The organism is Corynebacterium epidermidicanis, assembly GCF_001021025.1.
In the GTDB taxonomy this organism is placed as follows: domain Bacteria; phylum Actinomycetota; class Actinomycetes; order Mycobacteriales; family Mycobacteriaceae; genus Corynebacterium; species Corynebacterium epidermidicanis.
Genome location: NZ_CP011541.1, coordinates 2,514,328 through 2,533,026, shown reverse-complemented (window position 1 = coordinate 2,533,026; position 18,699 = coordinate 2,514,328). Strand labels below are relative to the sequence as shown.

16 protein-coding genes are annotated in these 18,699 nt (G+C 59.5%); 11 read left to right on the top strand and 5 right to left on the bottom strand.

Features of this window, described 5'->3' with window-relative positions; genetic code table 11:
* Positions 1-90 precede the first annotated feature (90 nt).
* On the top strand, positions 91-690 hold the full coding sequence (locus CEPID_RS11560) for a TMEM175 family protein (RefSeq protein ID WP_047241089.1): 600 nt from the start codon (positions 91-93) through the stop codon (positions 688-690).
* A 53-nt stretch (positions 691-743) separates the two neighbouring features.
* Here the strand turns inward: CEPID_RS11560 and CEPID_RS11555 are convergent, their stop codons facing one another.
* Together CEPID_RS11555 and CEPID_RS11550 are read right to left on the bottom strand one after the other, a co-directional pair.
* Positions 744-2,609, bottom strand: a complete 1,866-nt coding sequence (locus CEPID_RS11555; protein ID WP_047241555.1) for an FAD-binding monooxygenase — start codon at positions 2,607-2,609, stop codon at positions 744-746.
* Positions 2,610-2,805: 196 nt separating this feature from the next.
* Positions 2,806-4,119, bottom strand: coding sequence for an MFS transporter (locus CEPID_RS11550; RefSeq protein ID WP_236684337.1), 1,314 nt, complete (start codon positions 4,117-4,119; stop codon positions 2,806-2,808).
* Between the two features lie 288 nt (positions 4,120-4,407).
* Here CEPID_RS11550 and CEPID_RS11545 point away from each other — a divergent pair, with 288 nt between their 5' ends.
* The 7 genes from CEPID_RS11545 (at position 4,408) to CEPID_RS11515 (ending at position 12,275) form a co-directional block, all read left to right on the top strand.
* Entirely contained in the window at positions 4,408-5,895 is a 1,488-nt protein-coding gene (locus tag CEPID_RS11545) for a fumarylacetoacetate hydrolase family protein (protein ID WP_047241088.1), read from the top strand.
* Between the two features lie 5 nt (positions 5,896-5,900).
* Positions 5,901-6,590 (top strand): GntR family transcriptional regulator, encoded by a 690-nt coding sequence (locus CEPID_RS11540; RefSeq protein ID WP_047241087.1) that lies wholly within the window; start codon positions 5,901-5,903, stop codon positions 6,588-6,590.
* 2 nt (positions 6,591-6,592) lie between these two features.
* Entirely contained in the window at positions 6,593-8,083 is a 1,491-nt protein-coding gene (gene hpaE, locus CEPID_RS11535; RefSeq protein ID WP_047241086.1) for a 5-carboxymethyl-2-hydroxymuconate semialdehyde dehydrogenase, read from the top strand.
* A gap of 75 nt (positions 8,084-8,158) precedes the next feature.
* A complete protein-coding gene (gene hpaD, locus CEPID_RS11530) occupies positions 8,159-9,253 on the top strand; it encodes a 3,4-dihydroxyphenylacetate 2,3-dioxygenase (protein ID WP_047241085.1) in 1,095 nt (364 codons plus the stop codon).
* Positions 9,254-9,293: 40 nt separating this feature from the next.
* The gene (gene hpaH, locus CEPID_RS11525; protein WP_047241084.1) at positions 9,294-10,079 is read left to right on the top strand and encodes a 2-oxo-hept-4-ene-1,7-dioate hydratase; all 786 of its coding nucleotides are present in this window, start codon (positions 9,294-9,296) and stop codon (positions 10,077-10,079) included.
* On the top strand, positions 10,064-10,822 hold the full coding sequence (locus CEPID_RS11520) for an HpcH/HpaI aldolase family protein (RefSeq protein ID WP_047241083.1): 759 nt from the start codon (positions 10,064-10,066) through the stop codon (positions 10,820-10,822). The genes hpaH and CEPID_RS11520 overlap by 16 nt, the downstream gene beginning before the upstream one ends.
* Positions 10,815-12,275 (top strand): NAD-dependent succinate-semialdehyde dehydrogenase, encoded by a 1,461-nt coding sequence (locus tag CEPID_RS11515; protein ID WP_047241082.1) that lies wholly within the window; start codon positions 10,815-10,817, stop codon positions 12,273-12,275. The genes CEPID_RS11520 and CEPID_RS11515 overlap by 8 nt, the downstream gene beginning before the upstream one ends.
* Before the next feature lie 221 nt (positions 12,276-12,496).
* On the opposite strand, the gene CEPID_RS11510 is transcribed toward CEPID_RS11515, so the two are convergent.
* The 3 genes from CEPID_RS11510 to CEPID_RS11500 all read right to left on the bottom strand — a co-directional run bounded on the left by CEPID_RS11510 (position 12,497) and on the right by CEPID_RS11500 (position 16,950).
* A complete protein-coding gene (locus CEPID_RS11510) occupies positions 12,497-15,058 on the bottom strand; it encodes an ABC transporter permease (protein WP_047241081.1) in 2,562 nt (853 codons plus the stop codon).
* Between the two features lie 6 nt (positions 15,059-15,064).
* On the bottom strand, positions 15,065-15,796 hold the full coding sequence (locus CEPID_RS11505; RefSeq protein WP_047241080.1) for an ABC transporter ATP-binding protein: 732 nt from the start codon (positions 15,794-15,796) through the stop codon (positions 15,065-15,067).
* A 119-nt stretch (positions 15,797-15,915) separates the two neighbouring features.
* Positions 15,916-16,950: a pseudouridine synthase gene (locus CEPID_RS11500; protein ID WP_236684244.1), complete on the bottom strand. Its 1,035-nt coding sequence runs from the start codon at positions 16,948-16,950 to the stop codon at positions 15,916-15,918.
* Between CEPID_RS11500 and CEPID_RS13455 the strand changes: the two genes are divergently transcribed.
* The 3 genes from CEPID_RS13455 to CEPID_RS11490 all read left to right on the top strand — a co-directional run bounded on the left by CEPID_RS13455 (position 16,949) and on the right by CEPID_RS11490 (position 18,589).
* Positions 16,949-17,089: a hypothetical protein gene (locus tag CEPID_RS13455; protein ID WP_169747267.1), complete on the top strand. Its 141-nt coding sequence runs from the start codon at positions 16,949-16,951 to the stop codon at positions 17,087-17,089. The two genes, CEPID_RS11500 and CEPID_RS13455, sit on opposite strands and share 2 nt — an antisense overlap.
* Before the next feature lie 132 nt (positions 17,090-17,221).
* Positions 17,222-18,121, top strand: a complete 900-nt coding sequence (locus CEPID_RS11495) for a universal stress protein (RefSeq protein WP_047241079.1) — start codon at positions 17,222-17,224, stop codon at positions 18,119-18,121.
* A 207-nt stretch (positions 18,122-18,328) separates the two neighbouring features.
* A complete protein-coding gene (locus CEPID_RS11490; protein WP_047241078.1) occupies positions 18,329-18,589 on the top strand; it encodes a GlsB/YeaQ/YmgE family stress response membrane protein in 261 nt (86 codons plus the stop codon).
* The last annotated feature ends 110 nt before the right edge of the window (positions 18,590-18,699 follow it).

The window sequence follows — 18,699 nt, the reverse complement described above, 5'->3', positions numbered from 1 at the left end:
CTCAAAGTGTACCCGCCTTTTGTTGTCATTTCATCAAAACGGCACAATTTAGTGCCCGGACACGAGTGCTTGCGACTAAACTAACGGTTCATGACAACAAATCGCCTTGAGGCCTTTAGTGACGGCGTCCTCGCCATCATCATTACCATCATGGTCTTGGGTATTAGTACCCCGGAAGGGGTCCATTTCGATGCCATCCGGCTGCTCGGCCCCGAGCTGATCAACTATCTACTTAGCTTTATTTACGTAGGTATCTACTGGGCGAACCACCACCATTTGCTGTATGCCTTGCCTATGGTCAAGGGCCATATTCTCTGGGCAAACCTGCACTGGCTATTCTGGATGTCCTTGATCCCAGTTACTACCGCGTGGACTGGGACCAACCCGTTTGCAGTAGTTCCTGCAGTGACTTACGGTGCCGTGCTGTTGATGTGTGCGGTGTCCTATTTCATCCTGCAAAACCAAGTGCTCACCCAATGCGGGCCGGACTCGCCGTTGGCCAAGGCGATCGGCAATGATATGAAGGGGAAAATATCAACGGTAGCTTATGTCGTAGGCATGGTCGGTGCGTTCGTGCACCCAGCAATTGCCTTTGTTTGCTTCGTCGGCGTAGCCATCATGTGGATCGTTCCAGATAAGCGCATCGAACAGGCAATGGCATTAGAAACAGCGCAAACGACAGCCGAGTAACGGCCGCCCGGTTAACTGGGCAGCGGCTACTCGGCTCGTGGAAAAACCCGTAATTATCCGCCGAAGATTGGGTTCATGAACTCGGCCAGTGCCTCCGTCTCGTTCAGGCCGAAGATGCCGGCGACATACTGGTCAGGTCGAACAACCACTACGGCCCCCTTAGCTCCGATTCCACGATCAGCGAAGATGTTGTGCTTCTCACTCACGCCATAGACCTTCTCCCAGTATTCGATGTCGAATGCGCCTACCACGGGCTTGAACGCGGATGGCACCTCAGGAATAGAAATCTCTGCGTGCGGACGAGGGTAGATCACCCGGACGTCGAAAAGCGCGTCGGTGTCGCCAGCTGGGGTGTGGCGCTGTGGCGAGTTGTCGGAGTCTGACCACCAGGCGGCCCAGTCGTTGATCTTTTGGCCGGCAGCGTCGGCGAAAACGTAGACACGCCAGCGGCCGTCCGCGGTAGCCTGGTGGCCCAGGTGGATGGGGTTACCGTCCGAGACGCGGGAGACGAGCTCAGACTTGAAGCGCTTGCCAAGTGGGTATCCGGTGGCCAGCTCCTGGCGAGATTCGCCAAAGGTGATGAGGGAGTCGGTGTACTGCGTCATGAAGCCGGCTGGGAACTCCGCGGTCTTGACGTAGAACTCTTCCAGGAACTTCGGATCCTCGAACTCCTCGGCAGGCTTGGCCATCAAGGTAGACCATTCCTTGTCAAAGTCGATGAGGTTCTGCGCGACCACCTGACGCTCGGCAGAGTAGGTCTTGAGCAGCTCGGATGGCGACTGGCCACTGAGCACCGCACCGAGCTTCCACGCAATGTTGAACCCGTCTTGCATGGACACGTTCATGCCCTGGCCGGCCTTCGCGGAGTGGGTATGGCAGGCGTCGCCGGTGATGAAGACGCGAGGGTTGCCGCCGATGTCGGAGGCGTCGTCGAAGTGGTTGGTGACACGGTGGCCGACTTCGTACACCGAGCTCCACGCGACGTTCTTGACGTCCACGTAGTACGGCGCCATGATTTCGTTTGCCTTCGCGATGACCTGCTCGATTGACGTTTCGCGGATCTTGCCGTTATCGCCCTCCGGGACCACGCCAAGATCGACATACATGCGGAACAGATGGCCGCCTTCGCGCGGGATCAATAGGATACTTCCGGAAGACGACTGGATCGCGCACTTCGTGCGGATGTCCGGGAAGTCGGTGTTGGCCAGGACATCCATGACACCCCAAGCGTGGTTAGCGGCATCTCCAGCGAGCACGCGGCCAATGGACTTGCGCACCTTGGAGCGGGCACCATCGCAGCCCACCACGTACTTTGCCTTGACGACGCGTTCTGTGCCTTCATCCACGTCGCACGTGCGACGCAGTGTGACTGAAACGGGGTATTCTTCGCCGGCGTTCTCATCGGCTACCTCCAGGCTAACGAACTCCCAGCCAAAGTCGGGCTCCATACGGGATGGGGAACGCTTCATGAAGGCGGCGAAGTGGTCGAGCACTCGGGCCTGGTTCACGATGAGGTGCGGGAACTCGGAAATTCCATTCGGATCGTCGGGCGCGCGACCAGTGCGAATGATTTCGGCTGGGTTTTCCGGGTTTGGCTTCCAGAAGCACATCTCGGTGATGCGGTAGGCCTCGTCGGTGATCTCATTTGCGAAGCCGAAGGCTTGGAAAGTCTCCACGCTGCGGGCCTGGATGCCATCAGCCTGTCCGATCTCTAGTCGATGAGGGCGACGATCGATGATCCGGGTATGCACATTCGGGTACATCGAAAGCTGGGCGGCAGCGATCATCCCGGCAGGTCCGGTGCCGACGATAAGCACATCCATCTCATCTGGCAGCTCGGTCGGTCGATTGAGCCCCACGCCCGCTGCTGGCAAGGTGCGGGGGTCTTCAGAAACGTATCCGTGGTGATGGAAGTGCATCATGTGCTCCTAATGCTAAAAAATACGGTTTGTGGCGCGGATCTCAAACAATATCTCAAATCGTATATTATCGTGCCCGCTTGTGTGGCGCTAATGACAAGAATCTTAGAGCTGTGTCGTGCAGCATGTTTCGCGCGTTGGGGCGCACAGTGCTCGACGCTGGGCTCGCACTGTGCCTGTCAAGGGCTCGGGGCGGTTAGACCCGTTTGAAGCCCACCAGTGGGCTCACGGCCTGTTCGGCCTCGTGGTCTGGGCCAAGTGGGATACCGCGGCGGTCCTTCAGGCCGAGGACGGCGATGAGGCCGAGCAGCGTCATTCCGGCCAAATACCAGGTCACTGCTTGTGTGGTGCCGGTGCTCTGCACTAGGTAAGCCGCGATGGTGGGGGCGAAAGCACCACCCATGATCGCGCCAATCGCGTAGGAGATTGATACGCCGGAAAAGCGAATGGAGGCCGGGAAAAGTTCAGCATAGAGGGCCGATTGCTGCCCGTAGGTCAGGCCCAGTCCCACCGTGAGCGAAATCAGTGCCAAGTAGAGGTTGCCCAGAGTTCCAGTGTTGACCAGTGGGAAGAGCAGGAACACGCCGAGCATCTGCAGCATGAAGCCGATGATGTAGGTGTTGCGACGACCGATGATGTCGGACAGCCAGCCGGCGAGCAGGGTGAACACTAGCCAGGTTGCGGCCGAGACGGTGACAGCGAGGAGGACGTCGCTGCGCTGGTGTCCGATTGGGCCGTCTGGATCAGTGGAGTAGTTCTGGATGTAGCCACCTGTGGTCATGTAGCCCACTGCGTTGTTACCTGCGAAGATAAGCGCGGCTACCAGTACGAGGAGCGGGTGTTCCCGCAGCAGCTTGCCGATCGGCTGCTTCACGGTCTCAGCACGCTCGGCGATCTCGGCGAACACTGGGGACTCCTCCACGCCGTGACGAATGACGAAACCGACCAGGATCAGCACGAAGCTCAGGAGGAATGGGACGCGCCAGCCCCAGTCCAAAAATGCGTCGCCAGGGGCAACTTTCGCCATGATGGTCAGCATTCCGGATGCCATCAGCAAACCAAGTGGCACGCCGATCTGTGGGAAGGAGCCGTAGAGACCACGCCGGTCGTTGGGTGCGTGTTCCACGGCCATCAGTACCGCGCCACCCCATTCGCCACCTGCAGAAATGCCCTGGATGATGCGTAGGCAGACCAGCAGGATTGGCGATGCGATACCGATGGTGGCGTAGGTCGGTAGGAAACCGATGGCTGTGGTGGCAGCGCCCATCGCGATCAGTGTGACCATCAAGATCTTTCGTCGGCCGAACTTGTCGCCGTAGTGGCCAGCCAGGAAAGCGCCGAGCGGGCGGAACAAAAAGCTCAAGCCAACAGTGAGGAATGAAACGATCGTGGCAGCTCCAGGCCCCATTGGCCCGAACATGAGTTTCTTAAACACCAGGCCAGCGGCCGAAGCGTAGAGGAAGAAGTCATACCACTCAATTGCCGTTCCGACGATCGTGGCAGCCGCCACTCGTCGCTGCTCTTTTGCTTGCTGGCCGCTTGTCGACGTCCCGGGCCGTCCCGGGGACACGGCTGCTTTGGTTGCATTGCTAGTTGTCATGAATGTCGTGCTTTCTCGCTCGTATCCGATTTCCTGTGAGCTGCGCCAAGCCACTCTGTGACCAGTAGCCACCTAGGTGACTTACGTGATGTAGATTACTTGCGCCGGTTGCAAGAATCATATACGATTCGGTCAGTGAGTCAAGAGCGCACTCGCAATCGATACCCACTTAGGGCCCCTGACCTCAGAGGACGTTCCATGACAAATCCCCCCAATCTGCCGGTGAAACCGGGCAAAGTGATCGCGGTGCACGTGGCTTTCGAGTCACGAGCCGCGCAGCGCGGTCGTCGTCCGAAGCAACCGTCCTATTTTCTGAAGGCCACCAGCTCGCTGGCTGCATCTGGTAGCGATGTGGTTTTGCCGGAAGGCTGCGAGCTCATGGCATTTGAGGGCGAGATCGCGTTGATCGTCGGAAAGCCCGCGCACCGCGTGAGCCTCGAGCAAGCATGGGAGCACGTGGCGTATGTCACCGCGTCCAACGACCTCGGCATCTACGACTACCGCGCCCAAGACAAGGGCTCCAACACCCGCTCAAAGTCGCGCGACGGCTACACGCCGCTCGGGCCGGAGCTTATCGACGCCCAGGCGGTCGATCCGACGCAGCTGCGCATCCGCACCTGGGTGAATGGCGAATTGGCGCAGGAAGGGGGCACTTCAGATGAAGATCTCATCTTCCCGCTCGCACAGTTTGTTGCAGACCTTTCCCAGCACATGACGCTGGAAGAAGGGGACATCATCCTGACGGGCACCCCGGCCGGTTCCACCGTGATCCATCCTGGTGACGTCGTGGAAATTGAAGTCGACGCTCCGAGCTTGGGGCTAAGCTCCGGCAAGCTGCGCAGCACCGTTGTTACTGGTCCAGGCGGATTCGATCCGGAAATCGGCATGCTGCCACACCAGGACGACAAGCAACGCGAGGAAGCCTACGGCTCCCGCGAGGCTGCCGGACTGTCTGCTGACGAAAACGCGATTAGCCCGTCGCTGCGGGCAAAGCTGCTGGCTGCCCCGACGGCCGGACTTTCGGCGCAGCTGCGCAACCGGGGGCTCAACCAGGTTGTGATCGAAGGGGTGCATCCGCAGACCCCTGGTACCAAGATGGTCGGGGTCGCCAAGACCCTGCGTTTCTTACCGGGACGCGAAGACCTGTTCAAGAAATTCGGTGGCGGGTTCAACGCGCAGAAGCAGGCGTTTGACTCCGTGAAGCCAGGAGAAGTACTGGTCATCGAAGCACGCCAGGAGTCGGGTTCCGGCACCCTAGGTGACGTGCTTGCGTTGCGCGCGAAGCACCTCGGGGCGGCGGGAGTGGTCACCGATGGTGGCATCCGCGACTACGCCGCGGTACAGGAGATTGGACTTCCGGTATTCGGACAGGTAGCGCACCCCGCGGTCCTTGGCCGCAAACACGTCCCGTGGGAAATGGATGTTGCCATCGGCTGCGGCAATGCCACCGTGATTCCAGGTGACGTGATCGTCGGCGACGACGACGGCGTGATCGTGATCCCCCGAGAGCTGGCTGAAGAAGTTGCTGACGCTGCCCTGAAGAAGGAATACGAAGACGAATGGGTAGCAGCGCGCGTTGCCGAAGGGCACCCAGTAGATGGGCTGTTCCCACCGGTCGGCACCTGGAAGGAGGAGTTTGAGGCTTGGCTTGTTGAGCACCCGCAGCCAGCGGTAGAGCCACAATAGAAACCATGACCAACCCCCTTCCACAACTCAATAGCGTAGGGCTTTCCAAGACGGAGCGTGCGCATGAATTTGTGCGCACCAGGATCCTGTCTAGTGAATTCGCGCCGGGACACCGGTTGGTGTTGGCGGAAATTGCCAAAGAACTAGGCGTCTCGGTCGTCCCAGTTCGGGAAGCGATCCGCCAGCTGGAAGCAGAGGGGCTCGTGACGTTCGAAAGAAACGTCGGCGCGCGGGTCGCAATGATTGATAGCAGCGCCTATGTCAACTCCATGCATACCCTGGGTGTGCTCGAAGGCAACGCCACCGCGCTGGCGGCTCCATTTGTGACAACGGCACAAATCGAGCATGCGACCGAGTTGAACGAGGAAATGCATCAGTGCCTCGTCGACCTCAACCCACGAGAATTCACGATCCTTAATCGCAAATTCCACAGCGTGCTGTATGAGGCTTGTCCCAACAGCCACCTGGTGGAATTGATTAACTCCGAATGGGATCGGCTTAACTACCTGCGCGAATCCACTTTCGCATTTGTGCCGGAACGAGCTGCCACATCAGTGAAAGAACACACTCAATTGCTGCAGCTCATTGAGATTCAGGCCGAGGCGGAATACGTCGAAAAGCTCGCGCGTGCGCACAGGTTGCGCACTATCGAAAAGTACCTAGCAAAGAACGCACACCACACTGAGAAGGATTAACCATGAACAAACCAGCACATCTGCCAGAAAAGATTCAGCACTACATCGGCGGCAAGTTCGTCGACTCGATCGACGGGGACACCTTCGGGGTGCTCAACCCAGTCACCAACGAGGACTACATTCAGGCCGCATCCGGCAAGAAGGAAGACATCGACGCCGCAGTTGCCGCCGCTACCAAGGCCTTCAAGGAAGGTCCGTGGCCAAAGATGCTGCCGCGCGAGCGTTCCCGCGTGCTGCACAAGATCGCGGACATCGTAGAGTCTCGCGAGGAAATCCTGGCTGAGATGGAGTCCTTTGACTCGGGCTTGCCGATCACTCAGGCGCTGGGCCAGGCCCGTCGCGCGGCGGAGAACTTCCGCTTCTTCGCGGACCTCATCGTCGCCCAGGCAGATGACACCTACAAGGTGCCTGGCCGCCAGGTCAACTACGTTAACCGCAAGCCTATCGGTGTTGCCGGCCTCATCACTCCGTGGAACACCCCATTCATGCTGGAGTCCTGGAAGCTGGCGCCGGCGATTGCTACCGGCAACTGCGTAGTGCTCAAGCCGGCGGAATTCACCCCGCTGTCAGCATCACTGTGGGCGGGCATTTTCGAAGAAGCCGGCCTGCCAGAGGGCGTGTTCAACCTGGTCAACGGCTTCGGTGAGACGGCCGGTGATGCGCTGGTTAAGCACCCGGACGTTCCGTTGATCTCCTTTACCGGCGAGTCCCGCACCGGCCAGATCATTTTCGGCAATGCCGCTCCTTACCTCAAGGGCCTATCCATGGAGTTGGGCGGCAAGTCCCCAGCGATCGTCTTTGCCGACGCCGACCTCGATGAAGCGATTAACGCCTGCATCTTCGGCGTGTTCTCCCTGAACGGTGAGCGTTGCACTGCGGGCTCGCGCATCCTGGTCCAGCGCGAGATTTACGACGAGTTCGTCGAGAAGTACGCAGCTCAGGCGAAGCGTGTCCGCGTGGGCCTGCCATCTGACCCGAAGACCGAGGTCGGCGCCCTGGTCCACCCAGAGCACTTCGAAAAGGTCATGTCCTATGTCGAGATCGGTAAGTCTGAAGGACGCCTCGTCGCAGGTGGCGGTCGTCCGGAAGGTTTCCCGGAGGGAAACTTCGTGGCACCGACCGTTTTCGTCGACGTGCCACCAACCGCTCGGATCTTCCAGGAGGAAATCTTCGGCCCGGTCGTCGCGATCACCCCGTTTGACACCGAAGAAGAGGCTCTTGAGCTGGCCAACAACACCAAGTACGGCCTGGCGGCCTACGTCTGGACCTCCGACCTGAAGCGCGCGCACAACTTCGCCCAGAACGTCGAAGCCGGCATGGTGTGGCTGAACTCCAACAACGTTCGCGACCTGCGCACCCCGTTCGGTGGAGTGAAGGCATCCGGCCTCGGCCATGAGGGCGGCTACCGCTCGATCGACTTCTACACCGATCAACAGGCCGTCCACATCAATCTCGGCGCCGTCCACAACCCTGTCTTCGGCAAGCAGGACTAAGTACCCCAGCCTAATCGACGCCCGCGAGGCCTCCCCCGCGGGTAGTTCGCCCTACTCATTTGAAGGAAACCAACCATGACCGACTTCTTCCCAACCCCTGCTGCTGAAGCTCCAGACATCATCCGCTGTGCCTACATGGAAATCGTGGTGACTGACCTGGCCAAGTCCCGCGAATTCTACGTTGACGTGCTCGGGCTTACCGTCACCACCGAGGACGATAACGCTATCTACCTGCGCACCTCTGAAGAGTTCATTCACCACAACCTGGTGCTGCGCCAAGGCGAGGTAGCTGCGGTGGCGGCGTTCTCCTACCGCGTGCGCACCCCAGAAGACCTGGACAAGGCCGAGGCGTTCTACCGCGAGCTAGGCTGCCGAGTTGAGCGACGCAAGGACGGCTTTGTTAAAGGCATCGGTGACTCGGTACGTGTGCAGGATCCGCTCGGCTTCCCATACGAGTTCTTCTACGATGTGGACCACGTCGAGCGTCTGGCCTGGCACTACCACCTCACCTGCCCTGGCCAACTGGTCCGTCTCGACCACTTCAACCAGGTCACCCCAGATGTGCCGAAGGCTGTGAAGTACATGGAAGACCTCGGCTTCCGCGTTACCGAGGACATCCAGGATGAGGAAGGCACCCAGTACGCTGCCTGGATGCGTCGTAAGCCAACCGTGCACGATACGGCAATGACCGGTGGCGATGGCCCACGTATGCACCACATCGCGTTCGCCACGCATGAGAAGCACAACATCCTCGCCATCTGCGACAAGCTCGGCGCGCTGCGCCTCTCCGACCACATTGAGCGTGGCCCGGGTCGCCACGGTGTTTCCAACGCCTTCTACCTCTACCTGCGCGACCCAGACGGCCACCGCGTGGAGATCTACACCCAGGACTACTGGACCGGCGACCCGGACAACCCACGCGTGACCTGGGATGTGCATGACAACCAGCGTCGCGACTGGTGGGGCACCCCGGTCGTACCATCCTGGTACACCGACGCTTCCCGCGTGCTCGACCTCGACGGCAACCTCGTGCCACTCGTCGCCCGCACTGATGCCTCTGAGCTGGAAGAAACTATCGGCGCCGACGGTTTTTCCTACACCCGGAAGGACGACACCGAGGACATGCCGGAGTGGAAGAAGGGCGAATTCAAGCTGGGCCACCAGCTTTAACCTGGCCTTCTTATCCGCCTTTCAGAAGGAGAAAAAACCAATGCTCACCCACGAACAGATCGTAAAGATCGCCGACGACCTCGCCCGCGCCGAGGAACAGCGCACGATGATCTCGCGGCTGACTGCACAGTACCCGGAGATGACCGTAGAGGATTCCTACGCGGTCCAAAACGAATGGAAGCGTCGCGGTATCGCGGCCGGCCGTCGCCTCGTGGGTCGCAAGATCGGGCTCACGTCCAAGGTGATGCAGGAAGCCACTGGCATTACTGAACCAGACTATGGGGCGATATTTTCCGACATGGTCTTTGAAAACGGCTCAGTGATTGAACACGCGCAGTTTTCCAACGTGCGCATTGAGGTCGAGCTGGCGTTCGTCCTTAAAGATCGCCTGGCCGGCCCGAACTGCAGCATTTTCGACGTACTTCGCGCCACCGAATACGTGGTGCCTGCCCTAGAGATCTTGTCCTCTCGCATCGAGATGGAGGGGCGCACCATCGTCGACACCATCTCGGACAACGCGGCGATGGGTGGCATGGTTTACGGCGGCAACCCGGTCCGCGTCGACGAGGTTGACCTGCGCTGGGTCTCCGCGCTGCTCTACCGCAACGAAACCATCGAAGACACCGGTGTGGCCGCCGCCGTGCTGAACCACCCCGCGATGGGCGTGGCTTGGCTGGCAAACAAACTGGCTGATCACGGCGATAGCCTGGAGCCTGGCGAGATCATCCTCGCTGGTTCCTTCACCAAGCCGATGTGGGTCGAGCCAGGTGACACCGTCCACGCGGACTACGGACAACTAGGAGCAATCACATGCCGATTCAATTAAGTCCCCTCCTCCGCGACAAATTAGGCACCGGCCTGTGGGTCTGCTCGGGCTCTCCTGCGGCTGCCGAAATCCTCGCCGGTTCCGGCGCCGATTGGCTGCTTATCGACGGCGAACACTCGCCCATCGGGCTGGAAACCATCACCTCGCTGCTGCGCGCGGTCCAGGGGTACGAGGTCGCCCCCGTGGTCCGCGTGCCCGTCAACGACACCGCCCTGATCAAGCAATACCTTGACCTGGGCGTGCAAAATCTCATGGTACCGATGGTCCATACCGTCGCCGATGCGGAAGCTGCGGTAGCCGCAATGCATTATCCTCCGCGTGGCGTGCGTGGCGTGGGCTCTGCGCTCGCGCGTTCCTCCCGATGGAATCGGGTACCGGGTTATCTTGCGGATGCCTCCACGACGCTGAACTGCATCGTGCAGATTGAGAGCCGGCAGGCCGTCGATAATGCCGCGGGCATCGCGGCGGTGGATGGTGTTGACGCGATCTTCATCGGGCCGTCTGACTTGGCCGCCACGATGGGGTACCTTGGGCAGCAAAGCCACCCTGAGGTGCTCGACGCGGTGCATTCCGCGATTGATGCGGCCCGGGCGGCTGGGAAATTCGTAGGCGTCAACGCCTTCGACGAAACTCAAGCTCGCGCCTATCTCGATGCAGGCGTGGACTTCATCGCCGTGGGCGCCGACGTGCAACTTCTGGCTAAATCCAGCGACGCGCTGGTCGAAAGGTTCAACAATGACTGATATTCAAGCGCTGCTTGCCAAAGTACCTACCGGCTTGCTTATCGACGGCGAATGGGTAGCGGCCACCAGTGGCGAGACCTACACGGTAGAAAACCCTGCGACCCGGGAAACCATCGCCGAGCTGCAGTCCGCTGGCTCCGAGGATGCGATGCGCGCCCTCGACGCGGCGTGCGCCGCGCAGAAGTCGTGGGCGGCGACCCCGGCTCGCGAGCGTTCGGAAATCCTGCGCCGCGCGTTCGAGTTGGTGCAGGAGCGGAAAGAAGAATTTGCGACGCTCATGACTCTGGAGATGGGTAAGCCTCTGGCCGAAGCTCGTGGCGAGGTCGCTTACGGTGGCGAGTTCCTGCGCTGGTTCGCGGAGGAAGCCGTGCGTATCGGCGGTCGGTTCGGCACGTCGCCGGAAACCGGCTTCCCGATGATCACCCGACGCAAGCCAGTGGGTCCATGCCTGCTGATTACCCCGTGGAACTTCCCGTTGGCGATGGCCACCCGCAAGGTCGCCCCGGCGGTGGCTGCGGGCTGCACGATGGTGCTGAAGTCTGCGCGCCTCACCCCGTTGACGGCTCAGTACTTCGCTCAGACCATGCTCGATGCTGGGCTGCCTGCCGGGGTTTTGAATGTTGTCTCCGGCACGTCCGCTTCCGCGATCTCCAACCCGCTCATGGCGGACCCTCGCTTGCGCAAGGTGTCCTTCACGGGTTCCACGCCGGTGGGGCAGAAGCTGCTCGAAGCCGCAGCCGGACAGGTGCTGCGTACCTCCATGGAGCTGGGCGGCAACGCACCGTTCATTGTTTTCGAGGACGCTGACATCGACAAGGCAGTTAAGGGCGCGATGGGTGCGAAGATGCGCAACATCGGCGAGGCCTGCACAGCCGCCAACCGCTTCCTCGTGCACTCATCGGTGGCTGCTGAGTTCGCGGAGAAATTCGCCGCAGCCATCGGAGAACTGAAGCTCGGCAATGGCCTTGACGACGGCGTGACCTGTGGCCCACTGGTTGAGGAAGCCGCGGTGGAGAATGTATCAGCCCTGGTGGACGACGCTGTTTCTCGAGGCGCTCGCGTTCTGGTTGGCGGCCGTCGCGGCCCCGACACCGGCCACTTCTACGAGCCGACCGTGCTCGTCGACGTTCCTCGCGAGGCCCGCGTGTTCAAGGAAGAAATCTTCGGCCCGGTCGCGCCTATTTTCACCTTTGAGACCGAAGAGGAAGCCCTGGAACTGGCCAACGACACCGAGTTCGGTCTGGCGTCGTACGTCTTTACCGAGGAGCCTGCGCGGATGTACCGTGTTTCCGACGGCCTCGAATTCGGCCTCATGGGCTTCAACTCCGGCGTGATCTCCAACGCTGCAGCGCCGTTCGGCGGTGTGAAGCACTCGGGGATGGGGCGCGAGGGCGGCTTCGAAGGCATCGAAGAGTACACCTCGCTCCAGTACATCGGTGTGGAGCAGCCGTAGCTTCTTCACCAGGTGCGGCAAAATGCCTTCGAGATGCTCACATTCTTCAAGTTCTGAGCAATCTCGAAGGCATTCTTATTCTCAGTGGGGGTTACGGTACTCCTGTCATCTGGGGTGCGTGAAAGTGCTGGAAAGGCTGCCGTTTGCCTCATTTTGTGCATTTTGGTGCACCGTAGATAGCAGCACCCAGTCAGCACCCAGTCAGCACCCAGAGCGAACACTTAGTCGGTAATGGCCTCCAGTGGCTTCGTCCGGGCTGCTTGATGGCCCGGCCAGACAGCGGCCAGCACGCCGACTACCAGTGATGCCAGCAGCATTGCACCTACTTGCACCCACGGCACGACTACTTGGTCGAGACCATTTCCGGCGAGCACGTGGATGAACGCCCAGCCGATGCACAGGCCAACAACTGCACCGAGCAGAGCGCCGTAGAACGCGATCACAGCGGATTCGATGTAGATCATGGTGCGGATCTGGCCACGCTGGGTGCCTACAGCGCGCAGCATGCCCACTTCTTGGCGTCGTTCGATCACCGAGAGCGCGAGTGTATTCACGATGCCCAGCACCGCCACGATCACCGATAGCGCCAGCAGCGCGTAGAGGATGGTGAGCATCTGGCTGACGATCGCGGTCGTTTGGCCAATGAACTCGTTCTTGTCTTTGACGCTGACTACGAGGTGTTCGGCCACGGCATCTTCGAGGCGTTTGCGCATGTCGTCGCTAGGCCCGGAAGCGGAATCGACGTAGATTGCGAAGATGGAGATCGCCTGTTCGTCGGCAAGCTCGGTGGCAGATTTGTTTGACAGCACGGCACGGTCGAGGGAGGAGTTCTGCTCGTATATGCCCTTGACTGGGGCTTTCGCCTCGCCACCAGCGAGTGAGTTCAGGGTGACTTCGTCGCCGACCTTAAGGTTGAACCGTGTTGCGGTGGAGTCGGCGATGAGCACGCCGGGCTGGTCTTCGGGAAGTTCGATGCTGCCCTCGCGCATGGTGACTTTGACGGCTTTGGAGAGGTCGCCACGCAGGACCTTCATGGCTGGTGGCCCGAAGGTATCATCCATTTTTTGGCCGTTCATCACGACGGGGGCGGTGTACATGGTGGTCACCGCATCGACGCCTTCGACCTTGGAGACGACCTCAGGGACGTCCTTGGGCACGCCGAGCTGGCTGCCGCCGGACGAAGAGAGGACGAAGTCGGCGCTGAGGGAGTCGTCGATCATGTCGGACATGGACTTTTCCATGGTAGCGCCGAGCATGCCGATCGAGCTCACCATCATCAGGCCGAGCGTCAGCGCGAATGCCGTGGCGGCGGTGCGACGCGGGTTACGCTGTGAGTTGGTCGCAGCCAGCTTGCCGACGGCACCAAATGGCGCTCCCACGACTCGGCCCAAACCACCAACGAGTGGCCCGGCCACCGCAGGACCGGCAAGCCACAAACCAATCACGATGCAGAATGCTCCGAATCCGATCACGCCACTGCGGGCACCGATGCCACCAATGCTGGACACCAGCGAGCCGACCAGCACCGCAACGACACCAACGACCAGAGCCAACGCACCGAAAACGGTACGGACCACCAGGGAATTGTTGGAGGATTGGTCTCCAGCGCGCATCGCTTGGACTGGGTGTACGGAACCTGCGCGTCGGGCTGGCGCCCAGGCGGAAAGAACGGTGATGAGGACACCCACGACCAACGGCGCGACCACCGAGGTAGTGTCTAGCCCCAAACCGGCGCTCGGCAATGGCATACCTTGGGTTCTAATCAGCGCCATGAGCCCTTGCGTGAGGCCGACACCAGCGAGGATACCGAGCACAGAACCTACCAAACCAACAACGATCGCTTCAAACACAACCGAACGGGTGATCTGCCCACGGGAAGCACCCACCGCCCGGAGCAGTGCCAGTTCGCGGTTGCGCTGGGCGACGATCATCGCGAAGGTATTCGAGATGATGAACGTGCCGACCAGCAAAGCGATGCCTGCGAAGGCCCAGAGCACGTAGTTGATGAAGCTCAGGCCCTGGGAGATCATCTTGGTGGTTTGTTCCACCAGAGCTTGACCGGTTTGGACGGAGTAATTGCCATAGGCCGTGCCTAGTTCGTCTTTAACAGCGTTGGCGTCTTCCCCATCCTCGAGCTCGATGGTGAGCAGTTGGACGTGTTCGCCGTCGGTGAAGTTCGCTAGGAAGTCTGGCTCAGTAAAGGCGACGCCGAGCATACTGTCGGAGACAGCTTTGGAGTCGAAGGTGCCGGAGATCGTCATTTCGTGGCGGCCCGCCGGGGTGACCACGGTGGTTTTGTCTCCGATCTTTAGGTTGCCCTTCTTCAGGGCACCTTCATTGATCGCGATTTCTCCGCGGGCTTCGGGCTTCTTGCCTTCTTTGAGCCAGGCTCCGGTGGCGAAGTCTTGGTTCGGACCAAGGGCGAAGGCCTGCGCTGGGGCGGCTCCCGTCTGGATGGCCTTGCCGTCCGACCCGGTCATGATGACGGTAGATTGCTGCGTGGATACGTCTACGCTCTTGGTGTCCGCACGATCGCGGATGGCCTGCACGTCGGCCATGCTGATGCCACGAGGGGACTTCTCATTTTGCATCATCACCACGTCGACGTCGTTAAATGCCGTGGTCAGCAGGGAGTCCATGCTGGATTTGAGGCTGGCCGTCATCATGGAGGAGCCAGCGATGAAGGCGGTGCCCAGCACCACAGACAAGACGGTGAGGAACAGTCGGACTTTGTGAGCTCTAATATTGCGCAGCGAAATGGTGCGCATTGCATTCTTCGCCATGAGTGTTTAGAAGTCCTCGATCTTTGCCATGACCTGCAGAATCTTTTCAGCGGTCGGGTTGCGGAGTTCGTCGACAAGGCGTCCGTCCGCGAGGAAAACTACCCGATCGGCATAGGAGGCCGCTTTCGGGTCGTGGGTAACGATGACCACGGTTTGACCGAGCTCGTTGACGGAAGTACGCAGGATATCCAGCACTTCATGGGAAGAATTCGAGTCCAGGTTACCGGTTGGCTCGTCGCCAAAAATGATCTCCGGGCGGGAGATGAGGGCGCGGGCCACGGCCACACGCTGCTGCTGACCACCAGATAGTTCGGACGGACGGTGCTCGAGGCGGTGATCCAAGCCAAGGCGCTTGGTGACTTCGTCCAGCCACGCTTCATCAACTTTCCGGCCGGCAATATCTACAGGCAAGGTGATGTTTTCTTTAGCGTTGAGGGTAGGCACCAGGTTAAAGGACTGGAACACGAAGCCTAGGCGGTCGCGTCGCAAAGCGGTCAGCTCTTTGTCTTTCATCCGCGACAGCTCGGTATCGCCGATGAAGGCTTGTCCGCTGGAGGCGTTGTCGAGCCCGGCCATGCAGTGCATGAGTGTCGACTTGCCAGAACCCGAAGGGCCCATGATGGCAGTGAACTGGCCTTTTTCGAATTCGATATTGACGTCGTCGAGGGCGCGGACAACGGTATCTCCCGTGCCGTATTGCTTCACCAGATTTACTGCGCGGGCGGCAACTTCAGCCATGGTCTTTAATGTCCTCTTGCTGGTTTTGTATATAGGTCTAGAGTCACTTTAGTGTTTGCCCACCAAAATTGCGACCCAAGGGGCTGAAGTTACAGAAGGTTCCAATGTTACAAACGGGACTATCGGGAGGACTCGAAAGATCGGAAATCTCCCGAAATCGGATCGACGAAAGTCAGGCGTCGGGAGAGCAAATGCATGGGGACCGCGAAGTCCTCCGCGTCCACCGGCAACACATCCGGATATACCGGGTCGCCGAGAATTGGCGCCCCGGCCAAGTACATGTGCAGGCGAAGCTGATGGGTTCGGCCAGTGAGCGGGTGCAACGTGTAACGGGACAGTGGCGAGCTCACGCCATGAAGGCGCTGCAACACCTGCTCCTCGCTGCTGGGCAAGGGAGTCACCTCCTCAACGACGGTTCGGGCATTAATGGGGCCGTCGACAATGCGCGTTTTGAACTCCCCGCGCTCCTTCTCCATGCGGTGCTCCCACACGGTTCCCGCTGTGATGTTGGCCTCGGCTGGGGCGGTAGCCTCGTAGACTTTGTCCACCTCGCGCCGGGCGAACAATTCTTGATAGGCTCCGCGCCACCGCTGCGACTTCGTGAGCACCAGAACTCCAGAGGTAAGGCGATCCAGGCGATGCGCCGGAGAAAGCTCCTGATTGCCTGTCTCTCGACGCATCCGCACCAGCACCGATTCCGTGATGTGGGAACCGCGGGGGAAGGTCGCCAAAAAAGGAGGCTTATCGACGACCAACAGCCTGTCATCCTCATGAATGACCTTGATGTCGTAGGGCACCGGGGTTTCGGGAGCTGGGATGCGGTAAAACCAGACGTCTACTCCGGGCTTGAGGAGGTCATCGGGGGCAAATGGTTCGCCATGCTGCCCTACTACCTCCCCCGCGCTAAAGCGACCGAGTAAAGCTCGTTCGTCATCGTCTGGGTGTCGGAATCGCTGGGTAGCGATGAGGGCTGCTACGAAGTCTTGTGCCCGCAACGGGAGGGGCGCATCGTCGGGTACGCGCACTCTTGAAGGATTGAGCCCGTCCCGCACCGGAAGCGGTGCCGGCCGTTTGGGGCGCTTACCTCCGGCAACCACATTCGGGTCGGTTGCGGTTGTGTCGTTGTCATTGGTTGGCGGTATCCTATGGCCCATGGATATTAATTCTCTCATGGCTCCACTCGTTGAGTTTTCCTCCACTGGCATTGGTCAAATCTTGGCAAATGTCATGCAGGTAATTTATGCGATTTTGTACCCTTCCAACGCGCCAGCAGCAGCTCTACCACAGGTATAAGCGCACAATGACGGGCAGTGGTTAGTACCACTGCCCTTTAACGTATTGCCGGCGTAGGATAGTAAGTGAAATCACTTCGCTAGCGGCTAGGCGTTGGCGGGGTCCGCTGTTTCTGAAAGGTTGGCCAACAAAATGTCCAGGGAAAACATCGTCGTTGTGGCTGTTGATGGTTCTGAGGCTTCCAAAGTTGCGGTGCGATGGGCAGCGCGGACAGCGATGAAGCGAGGGATCCCGCTGCGGTTGGCATCGTCTTATGCCATGCCTCAGTTCTTGTACGCCGAGGGCATGGTGCCGCCGCAGGAGATCTACGATGAGCTCCAGGCGGAGACGATGGAGAAGATCGATGAGGCTCGCGAGATCGCCTATGCGATCGCTCCAGACATCAAGATCGGCCACACGATCGCAGAAGGCAGCCCAATCGACATGCTGCTGGAGATGTCCAAGACTTCCACCATGATCGTGATGGGCTCGCGCGGCCTCGGCGGTTTGTCTGGCATGGTGATGGGTTCGGTTTCTGCAGCTGTGGTATCACACGCTGAATGTCCCGTCGTGGTCGTTCGTGAGGACTGCAACTTCGAAGGTGTGGAAAATGGCCCAGTTGTGGTGGGTGTGGATGGCTCCTCCGTGTCTGCAAAGGCAACCGAATTTGCATTTGATGAAGCTGCTGCCCGCGATGTCGAGCTGCACGCCGTACATACCTGGATGGACATGCAGGTCCAGGCATCGCTAGCTGGCCTCGCGGCTGCGCAGCAGCAATGGCAAGTGGTTGAGGAAGAGCAAAACGCCCTGCTTTCTGAGCGTCTCGCCGGTTTCCAGGAGACCCATCCGGACGTGGTGGTCAAGAAGATTGTCACCCGCGACCGACCGGTTCGCGCGCTTGTCGACGCCTCCGAGAATGCCCAGCTGTTGGTCGTGGGTTCCCACGGGCGCGGCGGATTCAAGGGTATGTTGCTCGGTTCTACCTCTCGAGCACTGCTGCAGTCGGCTCCTTGCCCGATGATGGTTGTTCGTCCAACCGCGGATAACGACTAAATAGTTTCTTCCATAAGTGGTCCGCTCCCGAATTTCAGGACGGGCCACTTTTTGTTTTCCCAAGAAAAACAATCGTAAGGTCACGCTTTGATAACCGCTTAACTACAGAACGGTAAAACCTATCGATTCGGCTGGGTTAATGGGCTGCACAACGTCTACCGTGGGGAGGGTAAGTAAAAACGAATGAATAGAAAGTAGGTAATTGTTATGGCATGGGGATGGATCGGCTGGATCATTATTGGTGGCCTTGCAGGTTGGATTGCCTCCAAGATTCGCGGCACTGATGCTCAGCAAGGTGTTTTTCTGAATATTGTGGTCGGTATTATCGGCGGCGTGCTCGGTGGCTTCTTGCTTGGTCTGTTCGGAGTGAATACCAGCAACATGGGTGTCATCATGAGTTTTGTGACCTGTCTGATCGGCGCAGTTATCCTGCTGTGGCTCGTCCAGATGGTCACTCGAAAGCGTTAAGCTTCGCGCGTTAACTAAGCCCGCTGTTATCTGAATCTTTCAGATGGCAGCGGGTTTTAGCGTGGCCAACAACAAAGACGCACTAGTCTGTTTAGGTAATCTAGAATGAG